Source organism: Rhizobium laguerreae (assembly GCF_019778565.1).
Classification (GTDB): Bacteria; Pseudomonadota; Alphaproteobacteria; order Rhizobiales; family Rhizobiaceae; genus Rhizobium; species Rhizobium laguerreae.
The window spans coordinates 154,245-177,833 of sequence record NZ_JAAXQT010000002.1 but is presented as its reverse complement, the minus strand read 5'-3'; the positions used below and the strand labels follow the sequence as shown (position 1 = coordinate 177,833).

The window sequence follows — 23,589 nt, the reverse complement described above, 5'->3', positions numbered from 1 at the left end:
TTCACGGTTTGAGATCGAGTAGCGCCCGGCCGCTGCCATCCATGGCGAAGGGCACCGAGGCGTGCTGGTGGGCAACCAGCCATCGGCCATCCTGCTTGACGAGGCCGAGGGTCTGGCGGAACCACAGATCGACGGCGGCGCCGTCGGTCTTGGTCCCGGTCATGCGCGTGAGGCCGCTCCAGAAAGCGACATCCTCGCCGACGGTCAGTTTGGCATCACGTACATCGCCGCCGATCGGGCCTTCCCAGGTATCGAACCAAGCCTGCAGGCTCGCCTCATCCTTGCCAATGCCGACCAGCGGCGGCGCCAGCGAAAATTCGATCTCATCCTCGGTTTCGTAGGAAAGCACGTCCTTGGCGTTCTTTTCGCCCAGCGCCTTGGCGCGCATCATCAACATGGCGATGATCGCCTCTTCGTCGATCCTGGCATTCGCTTCGTCTTTCACGATCGTTCTCCTTTTCCGTTATGGACAGAGGACGAAGGGGAGGACGAGGATCCGACATCGATTAGAGATAACTCGTCACCGTCGGTTCGTTCCACCAGGCATCGTGCCTGCCGTCGGAGTAACGGACCGGCAGTGCTGCCAGTTCCTCAGGGGTGATATCGTCAAGGCAGGCGATGTTGATCGAGACATAGGCGCCGCCGATCGCTTCGACATAACCGTCGCCATAGGATGATACACCGCAGGTGCGGCAGAAGCGGTGATGACCGCTCATGGTGTTGAACTGATAGTCGGACGTTTCCGCCTGGTCGCACATCAGCCGGAAATCCTCCGGCTTGACGTTGGCGCCCCAATAGCGGCGCTTGGCGCAGATCGAACAATTGCAGCGGCCGGTGCCCTCCTGGAGGTCCATGTCCACCTCGTAATGCACTTTGCCGCAATGGCAGCTTCCCTTGTAAGTCTTCCTCATGGCGATCTCCTCCTCCGGCGTTGCCTTCAGTCTCCGCATATGACAATATGTTGTCATTATGGATGAGATACAAAATCGACAACATGTTGTCAAACAAAATCGACCGGAGCGGACGATGGAGGGGGATGCGTTCTCCGCATTCGCGATCACCGCTCTCCGCCTCGCCGGCCACCTGACGGCCGCCGGCGACCAGTTGGCAAAGCCGGCGGGACAAACCAGCGCGCGCTGGCAGGTGTTGGCCGCGGCACGACGCGGCGGCATGTCGGTGGCGCAGATCGCCCGCGCGCTCGGCCTCGCCCGCCAGGGCGTGCAGCGGCTTGCCGACGTGCTGGAAAGCGAAGGGCTGATCGCCTATGCCGACAACCCGCTGCACCAGCGCGCCAAGCTGGTGCGGCTGACGGAAGAAGGAGCGGCGCGGCTCGGCGTCATCGAGATCGCCCAAGCCGGATGGGCCGATGGGCTGGGCGCGGCGTTTACCTCAGCCGAACTCGATGCGGCGCGGGTGGTGATGACGCGGGTCATGGAGATGCTGGATGGTGGCGAGGCGGTAGGCGGTTGAGGGACTTACCTGTATTGCGGGGCTTGTTGTCGCCGGTTACGTATTCAGCTTGGCGAAACGGAAGATTCTTTAAGGTCGTGCCGTGGCCGGCTACTCCGCCAACTGGGCACCACATCAGCCAGCCAGACACAAAAAAAGGCCGGGTTAACCCGACCTTCCCTGCTATCTCAACGAACCGTGCCAGTACATCCGTGGTCACGATCCGGAGATGATATTTAGAGACTTGCTGCACATTTGCAGCAAGTCAAAGTGTTACAGCGTCCTTTGCGCGTCCAGAAGACGCGCGGCGCTGTAAAAGGCTCAGGCCGCCTGGAGGCGGTCTGCCGACATCTTGCCGGACTTGTTGTCGCGGACGAGCTCGTAAGACAGCTTCTGGCCATCCTTGAGATCGCGCATGCCAGCGCGTTCAACGGCAGAGATGTGGACGAAAACGTCGGCTGCGCCGTCATCCGGCTGAATGAAGCCGAAGCCCTTGGTTGCGTTGAACCACTTTACGGTACCTGTGCTCATGACGATATCCTTTTCGAATCGTTCATAGAAGACTGCAGCTCGGATAAATGCCAAGCGGCGATGAAAACCGATTTTGGAGGAAGTTCGCCAGGAACGACGCGAGGTCGTTTCAAAGTTCATCTAGCAAGATCGATGCGCGAATATGTAATCGGAAATTGTGTCCGTGACAAGGCCGCAGCAAGGGAAATCGACGACGTTTCAGGCACCGCCGGCAGGTCTCTCCCCGCCGAGCAGCGCGGAAAACCGGCGGCAAGAATTGGGCAGAGGCTGAAAATACTGTCTATTCTGCCTGCGCCAACCTGGTGATCGCCTTGCCGAGGCGGGCGACCCGCACTTCCGGGGTCGTTGCCTTGAGAAGCGGAAGAACGATTGCATATTGGCCGGTCTTGTCGAGCCGCGCAAAGGCAGCGCCGGCGGCAGCGTTCTCAGCGAGCGCCGCCAGCAGATCGTCCGGCAGGCTGGCATCGCGCTGCGGAGCGTAGGCGGCAGCCCACCGTCCGTCGGCTTTGGCGGCAGCGACTTCGGCAAGTCCTGCGGGCCGCATGCGGCCAGCTTCTGCGAGTGTTGCTACTCGATCGACATTGAGCTTGGACCACGGACTTTTGGTTCGCCGGGGCGAGTAGCGCTGCAGGTAGGAGTTCGCGTCAAATCCTTTGCGCTGGCTATCGATCCAGCCGTAACAGAGCGCCACATCCAGCGCCTCGTCGATGGTGATCAGAGTTCGTTTCGCATTTTTCTTGCCGATCTTCAGCCAAGCGCCGGTCGATGCTGCGTGATGCCGGCAGAGCCAGGATTCCCACGCCATGGGATCGGCGAATCCCAGGATATCGGTTGATGGTTGCATGGGCGGTCCGGTCCAGGTGACAGCGAGGCGTGCGCTGCTTGCGGTTGAGATTGCCGCAGCCACCCTGTCCCATTCAATTTGAAACCCGGCAAGAGCTGCACAGCTGAAAAGGCGGCCTAGGCCGCCTTCCCCACCTTCGCATAGGGGTCGAACCGGCCGTAGAACGTCTCGCCCTTAGCGGCCATGTCCTTCAGCAGCGGCGTCGGGCTGAAGTGATCCCCGTAAGCAGCAGCTAACTTTTCTGCCAATTCCACGAAAGCCTTCGCACCCATCCCGTCGATATAGCTCAGCGCGCCGCCGGTATAGGGCGCGAAGCCAAAGCCGAGGATCGAGCCGACATCCGCTTCGCGCGGATCGGTGACGATGCCTTCCTCGACGGTGCGGGCGGCTTCGAGCGCGATGGTAACGAGGAAACGTTGTTTGAGGACGTTGAAGTCAACCTCATCCGCCGGCTTCTGCGGGTAGAGGTTCTTGAGGTCGGGCCAGAGGGACTTCTTCGCCGGTTTCGGCGGGTAGTCGTAGAAGCCCTTGGAATTCTTGCGGCCGAAACGGCCCTCCTTTTCCACCATGCGGGAGATGAGTTCCATATGCTTGGGGTCGATGGCTTTTTCGCCGAGATCGGCGACCGTGGCCTTGAGGATCTTCAGCGAGAGGTCGATAGCGACCTCGTCGTTGAGCGCCAAGGGACCGACCGGCATGCCGGCCATCTTGGCGGCATTCTCGATCATGGCAGGCGGCACACCCTCGATCAGCATGTCGTAGCTTTCCGACATGTAGCGCAGCACGCAACGATTGACGAAGAAGCCGCGGGTGTCGTTGACGACGATCGGCGTCTTCTTGATGGCTGCGACATAGTCAAGAGCAACAGCCAGCGCCCTGTCGCCGGTGTCGCTTCCGAGGATGACCTCGGTCAGCATCATCTTCTCGACAGGCGAGAAGAAGTGGATGCCGATGAAATCGGCCGGGCGTTTCGAATTCTTGGCGAGACCTGAGATCGGCAGGGTCGAGGTGTTGGAGGCAAAGACCGCGCCTTCCGGCAGCACGGCTTCGACCGCCTCGATGACCGCTTTCTTCACCTCGCGATCCTCGAACACCGCCTCGATGACGAGATCGGCATTGGCGAGGTCGGCATAGTTTGCCGAGGGCGTGATGCGGGAGAGCAATGCAGCAGCCTCATCCTGCGTAAGACGTCCCTTACCGACAGAATCCTTGACCAGGCCTTCGGAGACGGTCTTGCCCTTGGTCGCCGCTTCGATGTCGCGGTCGATCAACGTCACCGGGATTCCGGCGGCGGCGGTGACATAAGCGATCGAGGCGCCCATGAAGCCGGCGCCGACGACGCCGACATGCTTCAGCTCGGTCATCGCGTGACCTGCCGGGCGGCGGGCGCCCTTGCCGAGCTCCTGCATGGAGATGAACAGCGAACGGATCATCGAGAAGGCTTCGCGGGTCTGCAGCACTTCGGTGAAATAACGCTGCTCGATCTTCAGGCCGGTGTCGAACGGCACCTGCAGGCCTTCGTAGACGCATTTCAGGATGGCAAGCGCTGCCGGATAATTGCCCGATGTTTCCCGGCGCAGGATTGCCGGGGCTGCCGGCCAGAGCTGGGCAGAGGCCGGCGTCCAGATGCCGCCGCCCGGCAGCTTGAAGCCCTTCTCGTCCCAGGGGGCGACCGGCTTCAGGCCATCCTTGATCATCTGCTTGGCTGCCGGGATGAGCTGATCTGGCTCGACCACCTGATGCACGAGGTTCATCGCCTTGGCGCGGGAGCCGGTCAGCGACTGGCCCGTCGTCATCATCTGCAGCGCATCCTGGGCGTTCGCCAGCCGCGGCACACGCTGCGTGCCGCCGGCGCCGGGGAAGATACCGACCTTCACTTCGGGCAGCGCGATCTTGACGCTCTTGGCATTGGAGGCGACGCGGCCGTGGCAGGCGAGCGACAGTTCGAAAGCGCCGCCCATGCAGGTGCCGTTGATGGCTGAAACCCAGGGCTTACCCGATGTTTCGAGCTTGCGGAACAGGCCGCTCATGCGGCCGACCAGACCGAAGAGGTTCTGCACGGCCGTCTCGGGGCTCTTTGCCTTCTCCTCCTGGTAGGAACTGAACATCGACTTGATCATCGACAGATCGGCGCCGCCGGAGAAGGAGGATTTACCCGAGGTGAAGACGACGCCCTTGACGGCGGCATCAGCGGTCGTGGCGTCGATGATCGCGTCGAGCTCGACCATCACCTCCGCGGTGAAGACGTTCATCGATTTGCCGGGCATGTCCCAGGTGACGAGAGCGATGCCGTCGGCGTCGGTTTCGAGCGTGAAATTGGTGTAGGTCATTGGGTTTCCTCCCCGATCAGGCCGGCAAATGGCTGCGCTGCGCGTCTAAGGTCTTCGTCTTTTCGGTGACGACATCGCCGGTATGCTTGGTCTGCGACGGCTCGGAAAGCACGATCCAGCATTCCTCCTCGGCAACCGGATTATGCTCGACACCCCTCGGCACGACATGAAAATCGCCCGCCTTGAGATGCACATGCGGCCGGTCGCGATATTCGATGGTCAGCGCGCCCTTCCAGATGAGGAAAAGCTCGTCCTCGTCGCGGTGCGAATGCCAGGCGAGCTGGCCTTGGACCTTGGCGAGCTTGACGCTCTGGCCGTTGAGATCGGCGATGACGCGGGGCGACCAGTGCTCGGTGACCTCGGCATATTCGGTTTCGATCGTACCGGTGTTGAAGCCCATCGTCAGACCCTCTCGATAACCGTTGCCGTGCCCATGCCTGCGCCGATGCAGAGCGTCACCAGCGCGGTGTTGAGGTCGCGGCGTTCAAGTTCGTCCAGCACCGTGCCGAGGATCATCGCGCCGGTGGCGCCGAGCGGATGGCCCATGGCGATGGCGCCGCCATTGACGTTGATCCTGTCATGGTCGATGTCGAAGGCCTGCATGTAGCGCAGCACCACGGCAGCGAAGGCCTCGTTGAGTTCGAAGAGATCGATGTCGGCAAGGCTCATGCCTGATCGTTTCAACAGTTTCTCGGTGACGTCGACAGGCCCGGTCAGCATCAGGGCCGGATCGGAGCCGATATTGGCGAAAGCCCTGATGCGGGCGCGCGGCTTTTTGCCCATGCTCTCACCGCCGGCTTTGGAGCCGAGCAGGACGACGCTGGCGCCATCGACGATGCCGGAGGAATTGCCGGCATGGTGGACATAGTTGATGCGCTCGATTTCAGGATGGGCCTGGATGCCGACGGCCTCGAAGCCGCCCATCTCGCCGGGCATCTGGAAGGACGGATTGAGGGAGGCGAGCGCCTGCATATCCGTGCCGGGACGCATATGCTCATCCTTTGCCAGGATCGTCAGGCCGTTCTGGTCCTTGACCGGGATGACCGACTTGTCGAACCAGCCCTTTTCCCAGGCCTGGGCGGCGCGCATCTGGCTCTCGACCGCGTAGGCATCGACATCGGTTCTGCTGAAGCCGTATTTGGTGGCGATCAGGTCAGCCGAGACACCCTGCGGCATGAAATAGGCCGGGAAATTTACCGACGGGTCCATGAACCAGGCGCCGCCGGACATGCCGAGGCCAACGCGCGACATGCTTTCGACGCCGCCGGCGATGACGATATCGTCGGCCCCTTGGGCGATCTTGCCGGCACCGAAATTGACGGCATCGAGGCCGGAGGCGCAGAAGCGGGAAATCTGCATGCCAGGCGCCTTCGTGGAGTAACCGGCTTCGAAGGCGGCGGCCTTGGGGATGACGGCGCCGGCATCCATGACCGGATCGACGCAGCCCATGATGATGTCGTCGACCGTTCCCGTATCGAGCCCATTGCGGTCGCGGATCGCCTCCAGCGTCTTTGCCGCAAGGCGGACGGAGGGCACCTCATGCAGGGCGCCGTCCTTCTTGCCGCGGCCGCGCGGCGTACGCACGTGGTCGTAAATGAAAACCTCGGTCATCGTCTCATCTCCCTGACGGCAATCTATCTTGCCTCAACTCTTGGAAGGAGGAGATAAGACCCCTCCCCAGCCCTCCCCACAAGGGGGAGGGAGAACCGGCTCAAAACGCTTCGGCGGCCAGTTCCATCATCGTGTCGGCGCCAGCCTCGATGCGGGCCTTGCGAAGCGCGGTTTCCGGCATGAGGCGTTCCATGAAGAAGCGGGCGGTGACCAGCTTGTTCTTCAGGTAATCCTCGCGAGCCGCATCGCCGGATGCAAGGCCATCCTCGGCGGCTTTGGCCATCTTCGCCCACATATAGCCGAGAATGACGAGGCCGAAGAGGTGCAGGTAGTCGGTCGAGCCGGCGCCGGCATTATCGGGTTTGGCCATGGCGTTCTGCATGAACCACATGGTCGCGCCCTGGACGTCGTTCAAGCCCTTCTTGAGATGCTTGGTGAAGAAGGAGAGCTTTTCGTTGCTGCGGTTCTCCTCGCAGAAATCACCGATCTCCTTGAAGAGGGCCATGGCGGCGCGGCCGCCGTTCAAGGCGAGCTTGCGGCCAACGAGATCGAGCGCCTGGATGCCGTTGGCGCCTTCATAGATCATGGCGATGCGGGCATCGCGCACATACTGGCTCATGCCGTGCTCTTCGACATAGCCGTGGCCGCCGAAGACCTGCTGAGCCATGACGGCATGATCGAAGCCCTTATCTGTCATCACGCCCTTGAGGATCGGGGTGACGAGGCCGAGAATATCGTCGGCCGTCTGCCGCTCCTTCTCGTCGCTAGCGCGGTGGGCGATATCAGACTTGAGCGCGGTCCAGAGCAGGAAGGCGCGGCCGGCCTCGTTGAAAGCGCGGATGGTCATCAGCGTGCGGCGAATATCCGGATGGACGATGATCGGATCGGCCTTCTTGTCCGGCGCCTTGGGGCCGGACAGCGAACGGCCCTGGATGCGGTCGCGGGCATAGCTGGCGGCGTTCTGATAGGCGATCTCGGAAATGGCGATGCCCTGCAGGCCGACCATCAGGCGGGCCTCGTTCATCATCACGAACATGGCGTTGAGGCCGCGGTTTTCGGCGCCGATCAGAAAGCCGGTCGCCTCGTCGTAATTCATCACGCAGGTGGCGTTGGCGTGGATGCCCATCTTGTGCTCGATGGCGCCGCAGGAGACAGTGTTGCGGGCGCCGAGCACGCCGTCCTTGCCGACGAGGAATTTCGGAACGATGAAGAGCGAGATGCCCTTGGTGCCTTCGGGCGCACCCTCGATACGGGCCAGCACCAGATGGACGATATTGTCGGTCAGGTCGTGCTCGCCGGCGGAGATGAAGATCTTCTGGCCAGAGATCTTGTAGCTGCCGTCAGCCTGCGGCACCGCCTTGGTGCGCAGCATGCCGAGATCGGTGCCGCAATGCGGCTCGGTGAGGTTCATGGTGCCAGACCACGTGCCGTCCACCATCTTCGGCAGATAGGTGGCCTTCTGCTCGTCGGAACCGTGGACGAGGAGTGCCGCGATCGCGCCCTGCGTCAGGCCCGGATACATCATCAGCGACATGTTCGCGGCCGAAGTATATTCGCCGACGGCGGTATGCAGCGTATAGGGAAGCCCCTGCCCGCCGAATTCCTCCGGCACCGCAAGACCGATCCAGCCGCCGTCGCGATAGGCTTTATAGGCTTCCTTGAAGCCCTTCGGCGTCGAGACGCTGGCATCGTCGTGACGCGTGCAGCCTTCCTGGTCGCCGGAATAGTTCAACGGAAAGAGAGCTTCCTCGGCAACCCTTCCGGCCTCGCCGAGGATCGCTTCGATCATATCGGGGGTCGCGTCGGCAAAACCCGGCAGATTGTTGTAGCGCTCGAGACCCAGTACGTCGTTCAGGACGAAAAGCGTATCGTTCACCGGGGCCTTGTAGACTGGCATCTCTCAAATTCCTCCCATTCGACTGACCGGATCGCGCCGGCCTTGGGCACTGTCTTACAAAATATTGACGTTTGCGTAAACGTCAAATTCTGCGCTTGTGCCGTCTTTTCCTGAAAAAATTCGAGAGCACGAATCCGCGGCGATGAAGCACTGGCGGAGCAGACGCCATCTCATCTTCCTTGTCCATCGCAGAACGGAGTGTCGGCCGGGCAGTGGCGCAAGTCGTTCCGACGTCCTACGTCTATGGGACGATCCATCGAGGAAGATATTATGACCGACTTTCCCTATGAGAGCGCGCTTATCGTCGGCGCGGGCTCCGGCATCAGCGCATCGCTTGCGCGGCAATTGTCGGCGCAGGGCGTCAGGGTCGGGCTCGCCGCCCGCAATATCGAAAAACTCCAGGCGCTGGTCGATGAAACGGGCGCCAGCGCCTTTACCGCCGACGTCTCGCAGCCGGCGAGCGTCGCGGCACTCTTCGAAGAGGCCGCTGGCGCAATCGGCGGGCCTGACGTGGTGATCTTCAATGCCAGCGCCCGTCAGCGCGGCCCGCTGGCGGAACTCGATCCCGCCGAGGTCGAAAAGGCGATTGCGACTACTGCTTTCGGCGGTTTCCTGGTGGTGCAGCAGGCGGCGCGACGGATGATCCCGCGCGGCCGCGGCGCCATCCTCATGACAGGCGCGTCGGCAAGCGTGAAGGGCTTTGCGCAATCGGCCCCCTTCGCGATGGGCAAGTTCGCGCTGCGCGGCCTTGCCCAGAGTGCCGCCCGCGAACTCGGGCCGATGGGCATCCATGTCGCGCATTTCGTCATCGACGGCGCGGTGCGCTCGCAGATCCGGCCGGATCGGGTGGAGAAGCCGGATGGCACGCTGCTGCCGGATGCGATCGCCCAGACCTATATCGATGTGCTTCGCCAGCACCGCAGCGCATGGTCGCTGGAGGTGGAAGTCCGGCCCTGGACGGAGAGCTTCTGAGCCCTGCTGGCGGGCGGCTATCGCTTCGAATATTACGATATTCCCGACACCGATCTCGGCCAGGTCTTCGTCTATGGCCCTAAAGGCGTGAAGATCGAGCTGCAATATCCAGGCCGGCCTGAGCGCGCGAGCGGCCATTCGATATGACGCGTTCGGGGGCAATTGCCGCCAAAAACGGCGTTTAGAACACATACGTTAAAAAATTCCCATCGGCATTAACGGCTTGTTTACCACGTTTCGTGAAAGGTGCGGATTGAGCAGTAGTGATCCGCATCCTTTCCCCCGTCTCGCGTTCCCTTAGGATGCCGCTACATCGTTCAGCTTGAGGAAAGTCTAATTGACTATCGTCTTATGAATGGTGCGCTCAGGCCCGCGTAAAGCGGGCAGCAGACGAAAAGCCAACGATCGAGCTCTGACGAGGGGTCGAGCAGTCGAAGCGAGCAAGAAGATGAACGGATCGCGATCAAATCCTTCCCGACAGTCCGATAGGACCTCGCTCGATGCGCTGAACCGCACGATCGAAGGGCTGGAGGCGCGCATCGAAGGGCTGATGGGCAGCGGGCGCGAACAGCGGCCGCGCGCGGCAACGGCCGAGCGCGATCCTTATGCCGCTTCCCATGCTCCCCGGCCCGCAAAGGCCCCGCCCGAGCCGCGGCCGGATCCGCTCGCCGAAATTCGTCAACGCCAGCGCGCGCTCGAAGCCAGCCGCGAACGGCCCTACGCACGCGAGCAGGCCCCGCAACTTCGTGAACCTGCGCCGCGCGCCGCAGCGCCGGCGCCTGCCTTCCGCGCCGGCGACGACACGATGACGGAGATTGCCCAGGCGCTCGTCAACTTGCGACAAGACCTGAAGCGCGACATTTCCGAGGGCGTCACCCGCGAGATGAACGCGCTGCGCGCCGAGCTGCGCGAAATCAAGACAAATGCCGGAGACGGCCGTTTCGCCGACGACATACGCGCGGACATGGGCCGCCTGGCCCAGAGCATCACGCAACTGACCGGCCGCTCCGCCGCACCGGAGGCCACGGGCCTTCGCGAGGATTTCGAAGAGCTGCGCTCGCTGATGGACGGGCTGGCGCGCGAAGATTCGCTGCGCCATTTGGAAAATCGCTGGGATGGCTTCGAAAACCGGCTTGCGGCGCTCGATACCGAGGGGTTGCAGGAAGAGCTCGTTTCGCTCGCCTATCGGCTCGACGATATCAAGCGCCATATCGGCGGCATGGGCGAAAGCCCGGCCGTTCGGGCGCTGGAAGACAAGCTGATCTCGATCGCCACGGCGATGGAGCATTTCGGCAATATGATCCAGCCGCACGACCGGGTCATGTCCGAGCAGTTCGCGGCCATGGACATGCGGCTCGACGAGATCAGCCGGGCAATCGCGGCAAGCGGCCGCACCGCCACTGCAAATGATCCGGGTCTGATGCAGCGGCTGGAAAGCCGGCTTGCGGCGCTCGCCGACCAGATCGACCTGATGAGCCATGATGCGGCCAGCCGCGTGAACCCGGCCGACGAGCTGGCGATGCGGCTGGAGGCGCTGACGGGACGCGTCGAGGAACTGACGAAGGCGGAATCGACGTCGCGGCTCGACGAACGGCTGGAACATCTTTCCTATCTGCTAGAGCGCACGCAGGAGACTGCGCCGCAGACCGATCTCACCGGCACGCTTTCCGACATCTCCCGCAAGATCGACGCGCTTGAGAACGGCGCCGTCAACGACGTGCTGGCGCAGCGGCTCGACCATCTCGCCCGGCGCATCGACGAGATGGCCCATCAGCAGCAGGCGCCGGCGCCCGCCGCTGTAGCCGACGACAGCGCCTTCCTGCGTCTCGAAGGGCGGCTGAGCGACATTGCCGCCCGGCTGGAGGAGAGCACATCGGCAGCGCCGACCGATCCGCACGCACTGAAGAACCTCGAAGACCAGATCGCCAATCTTTCGGCACTGATGAGCGCGCCGCGCGAAAGCGCTGCGATACCTCCCGAATTCGACCAGCGCATGGGCGCGATCGAAGATTACATGGCAACGAGCGACGAATATATCATCGAGGCGGCACGCCAGGCGGCAGAGGCCGTCGTCGAAGCCTATTCGCGCCATGGCGGCCCGCAGGGTGTCGTCATGCCCGCCGCCGACATGTCGGCGCTGACGGCACTGGCCGAGGATCTGCGCCACCTCGAGGATCTCAGCCGCGACAGCGAAGAACGCACGCACAAGACTTTCCAGGCGCTGCACGAGACGCTGGTGCATATTGCCGACCGCCTCGACGGCATGGAAGATCGCGGCCGGCCGGCGGCCCAGATGCCGATCGCCGACGTCGATTTCGATGTCGATCCCTATGCGCTGATGGTGGCCGAAGCCGAGATGAACAGGACGCCGGCCGCTGCCCCGATAGCGAAGGCTTCTCCTGTTATCCGCACGGCCGAGGTCGCAACAGAGCCTGCCGCCCCGGCAAAAGCCAACGCCCCGGCACAAACCAACGCCATGAGCGGAACGAGCGCGATCGCGATCGAAGCCGCGACCAGGACGACGGAGGCTGCGACAGCGGCACGGACACAGGCGCCGGCGAAGGCCAGCCTGCTCGCCAACCTCGGCAAGCGGCTGCTGCCCGGCAAGAAGTCCGAGAGCCGGACGACCGAACGCCCGATGATCGACCCAGCGCCGTCGATCGATCCCACCGACGTCGTGCCGACGGATGCGGCAAACGAATTGCTCGAGCCGGGTTCGGGCGCGCCTGACGTGAAGAAGATCCTTGAACGGGTTCGCGCCAGCCAGAGTGCGGCACGCGGCAAACCTGCCGGCGAAACCGATCGCGCCGATTATATCGCTGCCGCGCGCCGTGCGGCGCAGGCGGCTGCGATGGAGGTGGATGCCAATCCGAAGCAGGTAGCCGGCAAGGCCGAGAAGAAGGGCGCGAATGCCGACAAGGTCGGCAAGGCTTCTGACAAGACCGGCAAGACCAGCGCCTTTTCGCGCTACCGGCGGCCGATCCTGCTGGCTGTCGGCGCCGTGCTGCTCGCGATCATGGCCTTTCCGCTCGCCCGAACGCTGACAAGCGGCGAGCGCGCGCCGCAGCCGCCAGCGGAAGTCTCGGCGCTGACCGGCGCGGAAAACCCGGCGCCAGCCTTGCCTGACGCGACACCCGCCCAGCCGGATGCCGCCGCTCTCGGAACGACCGCTCCGGCAGCGGAAGCTGTACCGCCCGCCGCCGAACAGGCGCAGCCGGACGCAGTCCCGCCGGTCGGCGGTGAGCATCTGACCGACGAGACACCGCTTGACGGCGAAGGGGCAGCGACCTTTGCCGCTCCCGGTCCGTCCGGCGCGGCACAGGAAGCATCGGGCTTCGTTCCGAACGCCCCGGCTGCGGCAGCACCCGCACCGGCCATCACCATTCCCGACACCATCCAGCCGAAATCGCTTGCCGATGCGGCGAGCAGCGGCGATGTGCTGGCGCTGTTCGAGATCGGCGCGCGTTATTCCGACGGCCGCAACGGCATGACGGTCGATCAGAAGCAGGCCGCAGGCTGGTACCAGCTTGCGGCCGATAAGGGCTTTGCGCCTGCGCAATACCGGCTCGGCAGCATGTACGAGAAGGGCAACGGCGTCGAACGCGACATCGCCAAGGCGAAGGGTTTTTACGAGCAAGCGGCAAACCAGGGCAATGCCAGCGCCATGCACAATCTTGCCGTCCTCTACGCCTCCGGCGCCCTCGGCCAGCAGGATTATGCGACGGCCGCCTCGTGGTTCACCAAGGCAGCGAACCTCGGCATCACCGACAGCCAGTTCAACCTGGCAATCCTCTGCGCGCGCGGCAACGGGGTTCCGGCGGATCTCGAAGAGTCTTACAAGTGGTTTGCGATCGCCGCCAAGGGCGGCGACAAGGATGCGGCGCAGAAGCGCGACGAAGTGGCCAAAGCCATGAAGCCCGACCAGCTCGAACGGGCGCGCGCCAAGGCCGATCTCTGGAAGGCGGAGCCGGTCGACCATCGCACGAACGCCATCGACATTCCCGACGAATGGGCGGGAACCGGCGTCAAGACAGCGAGCGTCGACATGAAGAAGGCGATCCGCAACATCCAGGCGATCCTCAACAATAACGGCTTCGACGCCGGCGTGCCGGACGGCGAAATGGGTGCCAAGACCGTGACCGCGATCAAAAACTTCCAGAAGGCCGTCGGCCAAGAGCCGGACGGCAAGGTGACCGACGCGACCGTGAAGGCGCTGCTCGAGCGCAACAAGCAGGGCAGCAAGGCAATCTGACGCCCGCGTCGCATCGACGCAGGATAGCCTCTTTATTCCGGGCGATGAAAAGTGCCTGGCGGCACTATGCCGCAAGGCTTTTTTCAATTTTGCCGTCGCCTGTCACAAAACCTGAAAAAAGCCGGATTATGCCCGGACATATCGATCCGCGCATCCGGCGAATCCTCTGCCACCGATCTCTCCGTCATTCTCTATGGCTTAATCACGGGGCCGATCGAAAGCCTCTGGCAACGATTTCACAGTATGGTGCGCATTCGAACGGGGACGTGACAAGAAACCGCCCGGCAGGGGCGGTCATCATTCGGGGTCGGCTGTGACAATCTATCTGCCCATCGCAGAATTGTCGGTGAACATCTTCATCATTCTCGGCATGGGGGCGGCCGTCGGATTCCTGTCTGGAATGTTCGGCGTCGGCGGCGGTTTTCTCATCACGCCGCTGTTGATCTTCTACAACATCCCCCCGGTTGTCGCAGTCGCGACCGGCGCCAACCAGGTGGTGGCGTCGTCGATATCTGGCGCGATCTCGCATTTCCGGCGCGGCTCGCTCGACGTCAAGCTCGGCACGGTGCTGCTGGTCGGCGGCCTTGCGGGTGCGACGGTCGGGATCTGGATCTTCTCGCTGTTGCGCGCCATCGGCCAGCTCGATCTCATCATCTCGCTGATGTATGTCATCTTCCTCGGCACCGTCGGCGGACTGATGCTGCTCGAAAGCATCAATGCCATGCGGCGGGCAGCGCGCAACGAGCCGCCCGTACCGCGCAAGCCCGGTCACCAGCACTGGGTGCACAAGCTGCCGCTGAAGGTGCGCTTCAAGAAATCAAAGATCTTTCTCAGCGTCATTCCGATCGTCGCACTCGGCTTTGCGATCGGAATCCTCACCTCGATCATGGGTGTCGGCGGCGGCTTCATCATGGTGCCGGCGATGATCTACCTGTTGCGTATCCCGACCAATGTCGTCGTCGGCACCTCGCTGTTCCAGATCATCTTCGTGACCGCCTATACGACGATCGTGCAGGCGGCGACCAACTTTTCCGTCGACATCGTGCTCGCCTTCATCCTGATGGTGGCGGGTGTGATCGGGGCGCAATACGGCGTGCGCGTCGGCCAGAAACTGCGCGGCGAGCAGCTGCGCGCCCTGCTCGGCCTGCTGGTGCTCGCCGTCGGCGTGCGTCTGGCGGTCGCGTTGGTGGTGACGCCGGCGGACGTCTACTCGGTGGTGATGGGAGCGGGCAACTGATGCGCCTGGCTGCCGCTGTCATCGCATTGCTTTGCCTGCTGCCGACCTCTGCCGGAGCGCAGTGGTTGCCGGGGCAAGCAACGGAAGCGGTGCGTGAAGTTTTGGAAATCGGCACGTCGACCAGCGAAATCGCCATCACCTCGGATTTCCACGGCGCTGATCTCACCATCTTCGGGGCGCTCTCGAATACCGACCAGCTGCTGCTCGCCATCGGCCAATATGACGTGGTCGTGGTACTGGAGGGCCCGCGCGAGGATGCGACGGTGCGCAGGAAGGAACGCGTCTTCGGCATCTGGGTGAACACCCGCTCGATGACCTTCGAAGCGGTGCCGCATTCCTATTCGATGTCGAGCTCGCGCATGATCGACGATCTGACGACACCGCTCGAGCTGACCGATCAGGGGATCGGCATCGACCACATTCCGCTGACGCCGGTCGGCTTCGTCGGCGACGGCAGCAATCTCGGCGAGTTCCGCGACGCCTTCCGGCGGCTGCAGCAGGGCGGCGGGCTCTACGACCGCAACCCGAGCGGTGTGCGGTTCGTTTCCTCCAACCTTTTCAAGGCGAGCCTGCGCCTGCCGGCAAATATTCCGAACGGGGTGCACACCGTGCGCGCCTACCTCTTCAAGAGTGGCCTTTTCGTCACCGAAAAATCGTTGCCGCTGCGGGTCATCAAGACCGGCATCGAGCAGACGATCACCGATGCGGCGCATGAGCAGCCGATCCTCTACGGCTTTGCGGCCGTGCTGCTCGCCGTCATCACCGGCTGGGGTGCCAGCCTGATTTTCCGCAAGGACTGATCCACAGCCAGGGCGCCGCACTCCATTTCTTCCTATTGGCCCAGCTCAGGCGTCGCCCGCTGTGCGGCAGCTGCTGGCCCGGATGTTTGTCGCGGCTCATCCGTTTTCCCCCAAAAAACCGCTTGCATATTGCTATCAGTCGATTTAACTTTCAACCAGTTGTTAAGCGCAACCAGTTTTAATCTTCGATGGAAATTCAGAAGGAGGATGAAAAATGAGAAAGCTTGCTGTCTGGAACCTGATGACGCTCGATGGTTACTTCGAAGGCACGAAACCGTGGGATATCGACTTCCACAATTTCGCCTGGGGGCCCGAGCTGCAGCGCTATGCCGAACAGTTGGGGAACGAAAGCGATCTGCTGGTGTTTGGCCGAAAGACCTATGAGGGCATGGCCTCCTACTGGCCGACAGCCGAGGGCGAAGGCGAGATCAAAGCCTATATGAACGGCATCGCCAAGATCGCCGTGTCGCGGACGATGAGCGAGCCCGGCTGGAACAATGCCCGCGTCGTCAGCGATCCGATCCCCGAATTGACGCGGCTGAAGCAGGAGGACGGCAAGACGATGTTCATCTTCGGCAGCGCCGAGCTTGCCGACAGCCTGCTGAAGGCAGGCCTTATCGACGAGATCAGGGTTTGCCTGGTGCCGGTGATCCTCGGCGGAGGCAATCCGCTTTTCAAACCGGCAGAGAGCCGGGTGCCACTGAAGCTCATCGAATCCTCCACGACGGAAGGCGGCGCGATGATCCTGCGCTACGAGCCCGTCAAGGCTTAGCGGCGTTCCACCCGGTGGGATTTTGATGCGACGCCGTCCCGGTGATCAGGCCAGGGTAATCATCCCTGGCCGCACAAGAGAGCAGCCCGGGAAGTTCGCATTCGACTAAAAACCGGTTTTTAACATTTACGAGTTAGTAATCTCTCGGAAACGAGAGGTTTTGTCATGCGTACTCGTATCGTTCTGACGGCCGTGGGTCTCGCGCTGCTTGCCGGCTGCGCGACGGCGCCGAAGCAGACGAGGAACATCTGTGCCGTCTTCGACGAGCGCGACGGGCTCTTCTCCAGCTGGCAGAGCGCCGCCGAACGGACGGAGAAGAAATACGGCGTGCCCGTGCCGATCCTGATGGCGACGATGTATACCGAATCCGGCTTCCAGCCCTATGCGCGGCCGCCGCGCACCAAGCTGTTCGGCTTCATTCCCTGGTCCCGTCCTTCGACCGCCTACGGCTATTCGCAGGCGCTCGACGGGACCTGGGATCACTATCAGTCGCAGACGGGGAACTGGACGGCGCGACGGGCGAACTTCGCCGACGCGATCGATTTCATTGGTTGGTATCACTACCAGAACAGCGTGGAGACCGGCATTCCGCTGAACGATGCCTATAATCTTTATCTTGCCTATTATTCCGGTCCGACAGGGTACAAACGCGGCGACTGGCGCTCGAACGGGCAATTGCAGCAGACAGCGCAGAAGTTTGCGCGGATGGCAGGGACATATCAGCGGCAGTTGCAGGAGTGCGATTGAGGGTATTCAATGGCGTGCCCGTCAGCCCCCCTCTGCCCTGCCAGGCCCGGGGTCGAGCCACATGTCTCGACCCCGGGCCCGGCAGGGCAGAGGGGGGCGGCCACGGCACATCGAGATAACAAGCGCTATCCCCGCAAATTCCCATACCGGACAGAATAAATGCGATCCCTGCCAAGCAGATGCGCAATCAGCGCCCCCCTGTCGAACAGGCCCTTCATCGCCTGGTGGCCGAGATCCAGACCGCCGCTCATGAGGCCGAAGGCCGGCATCAGCAGGCGGGCGCCGTCGGTGGCAAAGCAGGGGCGGCGGACGGATTTCTCGCGGCGGCGCACGGTCGCCGACGGATGCAGGTGGCCGGCGATTTCGCCGCTCTGCAAACCGTTCTTCGGCTCGTGCCGGAAGGTCAGGCCGGCATAATGCATCTCGTCGGCAGATGTGCCCGGCAGATCGACGATGCCATCCGGATCATGGTTGCCATTGATCCAGATCCATTCGCGGCCGCGCGCCATCTCGACAATCAGGGCGCGAAGATTCTCCGGCAGGTGCTTGGAACCGATGCGGTCGTGGAAATTGTCGCCGAGCGAGATAACGAGCTTCGGGTTATAGCGGGAAATGACGGCGGCAAGGACGGTCAGCGTCGCCAGCGTATCGTAAGGCGGCAGCATCATGCCGCGGCGCGCAAAGGCTGCGCCCTTTTCCAGATGCAGGTCGGAGACGACGAGCAGGCCGGCATCCGGCAGATAGAGGGCGCCGAGCGGATCGCAGACGGCGGCAATGCCATGGACCGATGTCTCGATGCCCGGCATCGCGGCCAGTCCTGATATGTCGCGCGCCAGCGCCAGGCGGTTCATCACGGTCGTCATTCCCAAATCGTCGTCAGGCCTAAATCGTCGGGCCCCAATTCTCATCAGGCCCGATTCTCGTCAAGCGAGCGCTTCGGCGATCAGATCGTCCGCCGCTTCGGCCAGGAGTGCGTCATGGGCCTCGCCCGGCACCGCCTCGCGTCCGATTTCCAGCATCACCGGCACGGCGAGCGGGGAAATATGGTCGAGAGCGCGGAGGGTGATGTGGCCCCTGATTCGCCTCAGCATATCGCCAAGACGGCCAATGTCCAAAAGCCCCGTCGCCGCATCCTGCCGCGTCGCCTGCAAGAGGATGTGATCCGGCTCGTGGCTGCGCAGCACGTCATAAATCAAATCGGCGGAGACGGTGATCTGGCGGCCGCTCTTTTCCTTGCCCGGATGGCGGCGTTCGATCAAGCCTGCAATCACGGCGCAATTGCGGAAGGTACGCTTCAACAGGAAGGATTCGTCCAGCCAGGCTTCGAGATCGTCGCCGAGCATGTCCTCGTCGAAGAGGTCGGAGAGATTGAGCCGGCCATTGCGGATCATCAGTCCCATATCCTCGAGGCCCCAGATGGCCAGCGAATAATCGGTGGCGACGAAACCGAGGGGCTTGGCGCCTATCCGCTCCAGCCGGCGGGTGAGCAGCATGCCGAGCGTCTGGTGGGCAAGACGGCCTTCGAAGGGATAAGCGACCATATAGGCGCGGCTGCCGCGCGGGAAGGTTTCGATCAGGAACTCGTCGCGCTTCGGCAGCATCGACTTGTCGTCCTGCAGCGACAGCCAGTCGCGCACCTGATCCGGCAGGTGGCGCCAGCGATCGGGATCGGCGATCATCGCCCGCACCTGCTCGGCGAGATAGGTCGACAGCGGAAACTTGCCGCCATTGTAGGAGGGGATCTTCGGATCGAGCGAAAAAGCCTGCGACGCCAGGCACTCATTTTCGCGGATGCCCTCGAAGCGCAGCACCTTGCCGGAGAAGACGAAGGTATCGCCCGGCGACAACTGCTCGAGGAAATATTCCTCGACCTTCCCCAGCGTGGCGCCGCCGCGGCCGATTCTACCGCCCTCGCCGCGCTTGACCATGCGGATATTCAGCATCGGGCTCTCGACGATCGTGCCGAGGTTGAGACGGTATTGCTGGGCGACTGCAGGGTTGGAGACGCGCCAGCGGCCCTCCGCTGTCTTGCGGATACGGGCGTAGCGGTCATAGGTGCGGAGCGCATAACCGCCGGTCGCGACGAAATCGACGACGCGCTCGAAGGTCTCCCAACTCAGATCGGCATAGGGCGAGGCGCTGATGACCTCATCGTAGAGTTCCAGCATGTCGAAAGGTTCGGCGCAGGCCATGCCGAGCACATGCTGGGCGAGCACATCGAGCGCGCCGCGGCCAACCGGCGGGGTGTCCTGCGCGCCAATATAATTGGCATCGAGGGCGGCCTGACACTCCATGACCTCGAAACGGTTGGCGGGCACGAGGATCGCCTTCGAGGGCTCGTCCATGCGGTGGTTGGCGCGGCCGATGCGCTGGGCAAGACGCGAGGCGCCCTTCGGCGCGCCGACATGAATGACGAGATCGACATCGCCCCAGTCGATTCCGAGATCGAGGGTGGAGGTGGCGACGACGGCGCGCAGCCGGTTTTCGGCCATCGCCGCCTCGACCTTGCGGCGCTGGGCGACGTCGAGGGAGCCGTGGTGGAGGGCGATCGGCAGGTTGTCGTCATTGATCGTCCAGAGCGCCTGGAAAAGCATTTCCGCCTGGCTGCGGGTGTTGACGAAGAGCAGCGTCGTGCGATGTTCAACGAGCTGGCGGTACACGTCGGGAATGGCATATCGGGCGGAATGGCCGGACCAGGGAATACGCTCCTCGGTCGACAGGATCGAGATATCGGGCTTGGCGCCGCCTTCGACGACGACGAGGCCGGCATGATGTTCGCTACCCTCTTCCTGGCCGACCAGCCACTTCTGCAGATCCATGGGCTCGGCGACGGTGGCGGACAGGCCGATCGTCTGGAGACCGGGGGCAAGGCGGCGCAGGCGGGCAAGGCCGAGCGATAGCATATGGCCGCGCTTGGACGTGACGAGCGAATGCAGCTCGTCGAGGACGATATATTTCAGATCCTTGAAGAAGCGCTCGGCCTCCCGGTTGGCCAGCAGCAGGGCGACCTGTTCGGGTGTCGTCAGCAGAATATCCGGAGGGTTGAGCTTCTGGCGCTGGCGCTTGGCGTTCGGCGTATCGCCGGTGCGGTTTTCGACGGTGACCGGCAGGCCCATCTCGTCGACCGGCTTCATCAGGTTGCGCTCGATATCGATGGCAAGCGCCTTCAGCGGCGAGACATAGAGCGTGTGGATGCCGGTGAAGGCGGAGCCGGGCGGGATCTTGCCGCGGCGGGTGAGATCGGTGAGCGAGGGCAGGAAACCGGCGAGCGTCTTGCCGGCGCCGGTCGGCGCAATCAGCAGCGTACTTTCGCCGGCCTCGGCGCGAGCAAGCAGCTCCAGCTGATGGACGCGCGCTCGCCAGCCCTTTTCCGCAAACCAGCGGGTAAAGGCGGCAGGCAGCAGGGCACGGGCTTCGGAATCGATCTGGTCCACGCCTGGAAGGTAGTGAAATGCAGGGGAAAAAGAAGAGCCGCGAGCCTTTACATGGCGATATAGCGGTCCTTGCGGTGGTTGATGGCGATCGTGAGGTTGAGAACGATCGCACCGAGCACCGAGCAGGCGATGATGAAGGGGCTTGCGACGAAGAAGGAGAGCGCCAGGATGATGCCGTCGAAGCCGAGTTGGACGAAGCCGGCGCGCCAGCCGAAGCGATCCTGGATATAGAGAGCGAGAATGCCGATGCCGCCGAGGCTGGCGCGGTGGCGGAAGAGCGCCAGCATGCCGGCGCCGATAACGAGGCCGCCGAAGAGCGCGCCGGCGATAGGATCGACATGCGCCATGCTGATGAATCCCGAGACGAATTCCGACAGGACCGAGGTGAGCGCGATGGCGGCGAAGGTCTTGATGGTAAAGGCGGCGCCCAAGCGGCGGAAGGCGAGATAATAGAATGGCAGGTTCACGGCAAAGAAGCAGAGGCCGAAGCTGAAGCCCGTCGCATAATGGGCGAGGAAGGCAAGGCCCGCCGTGCCGCCGGCAAGCAGCCCCGCGCCGGAGAGAAGCGTTACGCCGAGCACGGCGAGCATGCTGCCGGCGACGATGCCCTGGGCGTCGTCGAAGAGCGAGTGACGATCGGCGCTGGAATTCAGAAAGCCTGCGAAAGCGTTGGATGCCATGATGTTCCCCTGTCGGCGTTTCCGTCTTCTATCCGGGGTCAGGATAAAGGCAAGTGGCAAGCAGCGAGGGCACCTCTTGACATCAGGCATAATCGTGGATATTTTTTATCCATGAATTGAGGAGGCCGGGTGCATGAAGATGGGCGACGGGGTCGAGCAGGCCATTCACAGCGTTGCGATGCTTTCCGGCCTCTCCGAAGGCAGCGTGCTTTCGGCCGCCGCGCTGGCAGAATTCCACGGCGTCTCGACAAGCTATCTGCTGAAGCATCTACAGGCGCTGTCGGGCGCCGGCATCCTCGATACCGTACCGGGGCCGAAGGGCGGATATCGGCTGGCAAAAGCGCCGAAGGATATTTCGCTGCTCGACATCGTGCTCGCGGTCGAGGGGTCTGCACCGGCGTTCCGCTGCGCTGAAATCCGCCAGCGTGGACCGAACCCGGTCTCCGATCGCTTGTTCGCCCAGCCCTGCACCATCAACGCGGCGATGCTGAAAGCCGAACAAGTCTATCGCGCCGAACTCGCCAAGACGAGCCTGGCCGATATCGGCATCGAACTTGCCGCCGTCGACGACGGATCGATCGCAGCCAGAGGCTGCGCCTTCCTTGAAATCCATGAACGCAAGACGGCTCGTTGAGCCACAACAAAGGAGAAAGAGCATGCAACCACGCTTCAATTTCGCCAAAGCCGCTCCCGACGCCTACAAGGCAGTCGCCGCGCTCGAGCAATATGTCCAGTCCTCCGGGCTGGAGCGCCGCTTCATCCACCTGATCAAGCTGCGCGCTTCGCAGATCAACGGCTGTGCCTATTGCGTCGACATGCATGTGAAGGAAGCCCGCCACGATGGGCTCTCCGAACAATGGATCAACCTGATGTGCGTCTGGCGGGAATCGCCGGTCTATGACGCCCGCGAACGGGCGCTGCTTGGGTGGGTGGATTCAGTGACCAATATCGCCAAGACAGGCGCGCCGGATGCCGACTACGAGACTCTGAAGGCGCATTTTTCCGAGGAAGAAATGACGAAGATTACCGTGGCAATCGGCGCCATCAATGTCTGGAACCGGCTGGCCGTCGGCTTCCGCTCGCAACATCCGCTCGATGCGGTAGCGAAGGCAGCCTGAGGCTTGTCCCCTCTCCCCGTTTTTACGGGGAGAGGGTTAGGGTGAGGGGCAAATCACACGGAACGACTTTAATGAGAGGTCCCAAGCCCAAAACCACCGCCCGAGCGCGATCGTTGCGCCAGTCGGATAATGATGCAGAAGACAGACTGTGGAATGAGCTGCGCGACCGGCGGCTCAGTGGAAACAAGTTTGTCCGACAATTGCCGATTGGTCCCTATTTTGCAGATTTCGCCTGCCGTGAACTGCGACTCGTTATCGAAATCGACGGTAGTCAACATGCGGAAAGTCGACGAGACGGCATTCGTGATGTCTTCATGACCGGCAATGGCTGGTCGGTTGTTCGTTTCTGGAATGTGGACGTGCTGAGAGCGCTGCCATCGGTGCTGCATACGATTCTTGCAGTCTGCGACGGGCGATTGACCGAGCGTGTCGAAGTGGCGGATTTACGGTTCTTTCCGGCTGCGAGTGATTAATGATGGTTTGCCGTGTGGCTTGCCCCTCACCCTAACCCTCTCCCCGTAAAGACGGGGAGAGGGGACGTGCCAAACGCAGCATTGAAGTCGAGGAAGTCCGTGCGGCTTATCCTTCGCCCCGTTTACGAGGGTCCGAAGGACGGGTCGAGACCCGTGGCTCGACCCCGGTTTGGTGGCGGCAGCCATGGAGGGGCTAGTGTGGGCGCCGTGACTGATGGCGAGGAATTCATCCTGGCAACCGACCCGAAAATCTCGGGTCGGTCGAATATCGGGTCACTCGTGATCCCTGGTGGCCCGTACGGCAACGGCGTCAAACCGATTGCCCGAGAGGTCGATGCTGTTGAACAGGTCGCGGACGACTTTCGCAATGTCTTCTGCGGAAGCGCCCTTGGCGTATTCTTCCTGCATACGGCGTCTCACAAGTTTTTCCAAATCTGACATA

22 protein-coding genes are annotated in these 23,589 nt (G+C 62.6%); 11 read left to right on the top strand and 11 right to left on the bottom strand.

Annotated elements, in window-relative coordinates; translation table 11 throughout:
* Nucleotide 1 precedes the first annotated feature (1 nt).
* Nucleotides 2-445: a YybH family protein gene (locus HFO71_RS07765; RefSeq protein ID WP_077977508.1), complete on the bottom strand. Its 444-nt coding sequence runs from the start codon at nt 443-445 to the stop codon at nt 2-4.
* Between the two features lie 61 nt (nt 446-506).
* On the bottom strand, nt 507-911 hold the full coding sequence (locus HFO71_RS07760; RefSeq protein ID WP_221978878.1) for a GFA family protein: 405 nt from the start codon (nt 909-911) through the stop codon (nt 507-509).
* 115 nt (nt 912-1,026) lie between these two features.
* On the opposite strand from HFO71_RS07760, the gene HFO71_RS07755 reads away from it, so the two are divergent.
* Nucleotides 1,027-1,470, top strand: a complete 444-nt coding sequence (locus tag HFO71_RS07755) for a MarR family winged helix-turn-helix transcriptional regulator (RefSeq protein WP_168257019.1) — start codon at nt 1,027-1,029, stop codon at nt 1,468-1,470.
* Nucleotides 1,471-1,770: 300 nt separating this feature from the next.
* Here the strand turns inward: HFO71_RS07755 and HFO71_RS07750 are convergent, their stop codons facing one another.
* The 6 genes from HFO71_RS07750 to HFO71_RS07725 all read right to left on the bottom strand — a co-directional run bounded on the left by HFO71_RS07750 (nt 1,771) and on the right by HFO71_RS07725 (nt 8,662).
* On the bottom strand, nt 1,771-1,980 hold the full coding sequence (locus HFO71_RS07750; RefSeq protein ID WP_003545273.1) for a cold-shock protein: 210 nt from the start codon (nt 1,978-1,980) through the stop codon (nt 1,771-1,773).
* 280 nt (nt 1,981-2,260) lie between these two features.
* The gene (locus HFO71_RS07745; RefSeq protein ID WP_131639791.1) at nt 2,261-2,824 is read right to left on the bottom strand and encodes a YdeI/OmpD-associated family protein; all 564 of its coding nucleotides are present in this window, start codon (nt 2,822-2,824) and stop codon (nt 2,261-2,263) included.
* A gap of 116 nt (nt 2,825-2,940) precedes the next feature.
* Nucleotides 2,941-5,154 (bottom strand): 3-hydroxyacyl-CoA dehydrogenase NAD-binding domain-containing protein, encoded by a 2,214-nt coding sequence (locus tag HFO71_RS07740; protein ID WP_131639792.1) that lies wholly within the window; start codon nt 5,152-5,154, stop codon nt 2,941-2,943.
* A gap of 16 nt (nt 5,155-5,170) precedes the next feature.
* Complete coding sequence (locus HFO71_RS07735) at nt 5,171-5,554, bottom strand: cupin domain-containing protein (RefSeq protein ID WP_025393074.1); 384 nt, start codon at nt 5,552-5,554, stop codon at nt 5,171-5,173.
* 2 nt (nt 5,555-5,556) lie between these two features.
* Nucleotides 5,557-6,765: an acetyl-CoA C-acetyltransferase gene (locus HFO71_RS07730; RefSeq protein ID WP_025393073.1), complete on the bottom strand. Its 1,209-nt coding sequence runs from the start codon at nt 6,763-6,765 to the stop codon at nt 5,557-5,559.
* A gap of 100 nt (nt 6,766-6,865) precedes the next feature.
* The gene (locus HFO71_RS07725) at nt 6,866-8,662 is read right to left on the bottom strand and encodes an acyl-CoA dehydrogenase C-terminal domain-containing protein (RefSeq protein WP_168258733.1); all 1,797 of its coding nucleotides are present in this window, start codon (nt 8,660-8,662) and stop codon (nt 6,866-6,868) included.
* Nucleotides 8,663-8,932: 270 nt separating this feature from the next.
* On the opposite strand from HFO71_RS07725, the gene HFO71_RS07720 reads away from it, so the two are divergent.
* The 6 genes from HFO71_RS07720 to HFO71_RS07695 all read left to right on the top strand — a co-directional run bounded on the left by HFO71_RS07720 (nt 8,933) and on the right by HFO71_RS07695 (nt 17,442).
* Entirely contained in the window at nt 8,933-9,634 is a 702-nt protein-coding gene (locus tag HFO71_RS07720; RefSeq protein ID WP_132613120.1) for an SDR family NAD(P)-dependent oxidoreductase, read from the top strand.
* 448 nt (nt 9,635-10,082) lie between these two features.
* A complete protein-coding gene (locus tag HFO71_RS07715) occupies nt 10,083-13,886 on the top strand; it encodes a peptidoglycan-binding protein (protein WP_221987777.1) in 3,804 nt (1,267 codons plus the stop codon).
* Nucleotides 13,887-14,199: 313 nt separating this feature from the next.
* A complete protein-coding gene (locus HFO71_RS07710) occupies nt 14,200-15,123 on the top strand; it encodes a sulfite exporter TauE/SafE family protein (protein ID WP_025393069.1) in 924 nt (307 codons plus the stop codon).
* Complete coding sequence (locus HFO71_RS07705) at nt 15,123-15,923, top strand: TIGR02186 family protein (RefSeq protein WP_077977500.1); 801 nt, start codon at nt 15,123-15,125, stop codon at nt 15,921-15,923. Before HFO71_RS07710 ends, HFO71_RS07705 begins: the two co-directional genes overlap by 1 nt.
* Nucleotides 15,924-16,137: 214 nt before the next feature.
* Nucleotides 16,138-16,695: a dihydrofolate reductase family protein gene (locus HFO71_RS07700; RefSeq protein ID WP_221987776.1), complete on the top strand. Its 558-nt coding sequence runs from the start codon at nt 16,138-16,140 to the stop codon at nt 16,693-16,695.
* Nucleotides 16,696-16,860: 165 nt separating this feature from the next.
* Complete coding sequence (locus HFO71_RS07695; protein ID WP_131663073.1) at nt 16,861-17,442, top strand: transglycosylase SLT domain-containing protein; 582 nt, start codon at nt 16,861-16,863, stop codon at nt 17,440-17,442.
* A gap of 125 nt (nt 17,443-17,567) precedes the next feature.
* Here the strand turns inward: HFO71_RS07695 and pdeM are convergent, their stop codons facing one another.
* The 3 genes from pdeM to HFO71_RS07680 form a co-directional block, all read right to left on the bottom strand.
* A complete protein-coding gene (pdeM, locus tag HFO71_RS07690) occupies nt 17,568-18,293 on the bottom strand; it encodes a ligase-associated DNA damage response endonuclease PdeM (RefSeq protein WP_276522899.1) in 726 nt (241 codons plus the stop codon).
* Between the two features lie 72 nt (nt 18,294-18,365).
* On the bottom strand, nt 18,366-20,876 hold the full coding sequence (locus tag HFO71_RS07685) for a ligase-associated DNA damage response DEXH box helicase (protein WP_221987774.1): 2,511 nt from the start codon (nt 20,874-20,876) through the stop codon (nt 18,366-18,368).
* Between the two features lie 47 nt (nt 20,877-20,923).
* On the bottom strand, nt 20,924-21,556 hold the full coding sequence (locus HFO71_RS07680; RefSeq protein ID WP_168258738.1) for a YitT family protein: 633 nt from the start codon (nt 21,554-21,556) through the stop codon (nt 20,924-20,926).
* A gap of 133 nt (nt 21,557-21,689) precedes the next feature.
* Here HFO71_RS07680 and HFO71_RS07675 point away from each other — a divergent pair, with 133 nt between their 5' ends.
* The 4 genes from HFO71_RS07675 to HFO71_RS07660 all read left to right on the top strand — a co-directional run bounded on the left by HFO71_RS07675 (nt 21,690) and on the right by HFO71_RS07660 (nt 23,585).
* A complete protein-coding gene (locus HFO71_RS07675) occupies nt 21,690-22,190 on the top strand; it encodes an RrF2 family transcriptional regulator (RefSeq protein ID WP_131663070.1) in 501 nt (166 codons plus the stop codon).
* Nucleotides 22,191-22,212: 22 nt separating this feature from the next.
* Nucleotides 22,213-22,674, top strand: coding sequence for a carboxymuconolactone decarboxylase family protein (locus HFO71_RS07670; RefSeq protein ID WP_131663069.1), 462 nt, complete (start codon nt 22,213-22,215; stop codon nt 22,672-22,674).
* Between the two features lie 71 nt (nt 22,675-22,745).
* Nucleotides 22,746-23,147 (top strand): endonuclease domain-containing protein, encoded by a 402-nt coding sequence (locus tag HFO71_RS07665; protein WP_131663068.1) that lies wholly within the window; start codon nt 22,746-22,748, stop codon nt 23,145-23,147.
* A 198-nt stretch (nt 23,148-23,345) separates the two neighbouring features.
* Nucleotides 23,346-23,585: a hypothetical protein gene (locus HFO71_RS07660; RefSeq protein WP_165504399.1), complete on the top strand. Its 240-nt coding sequence runs from the start codon at nt 23,346-23,348 to the stop codon at nt 23,583-23,585.
* The last annotated feature ends 4 nt before the right edge of the window (nt 23,586-23,589 follow it).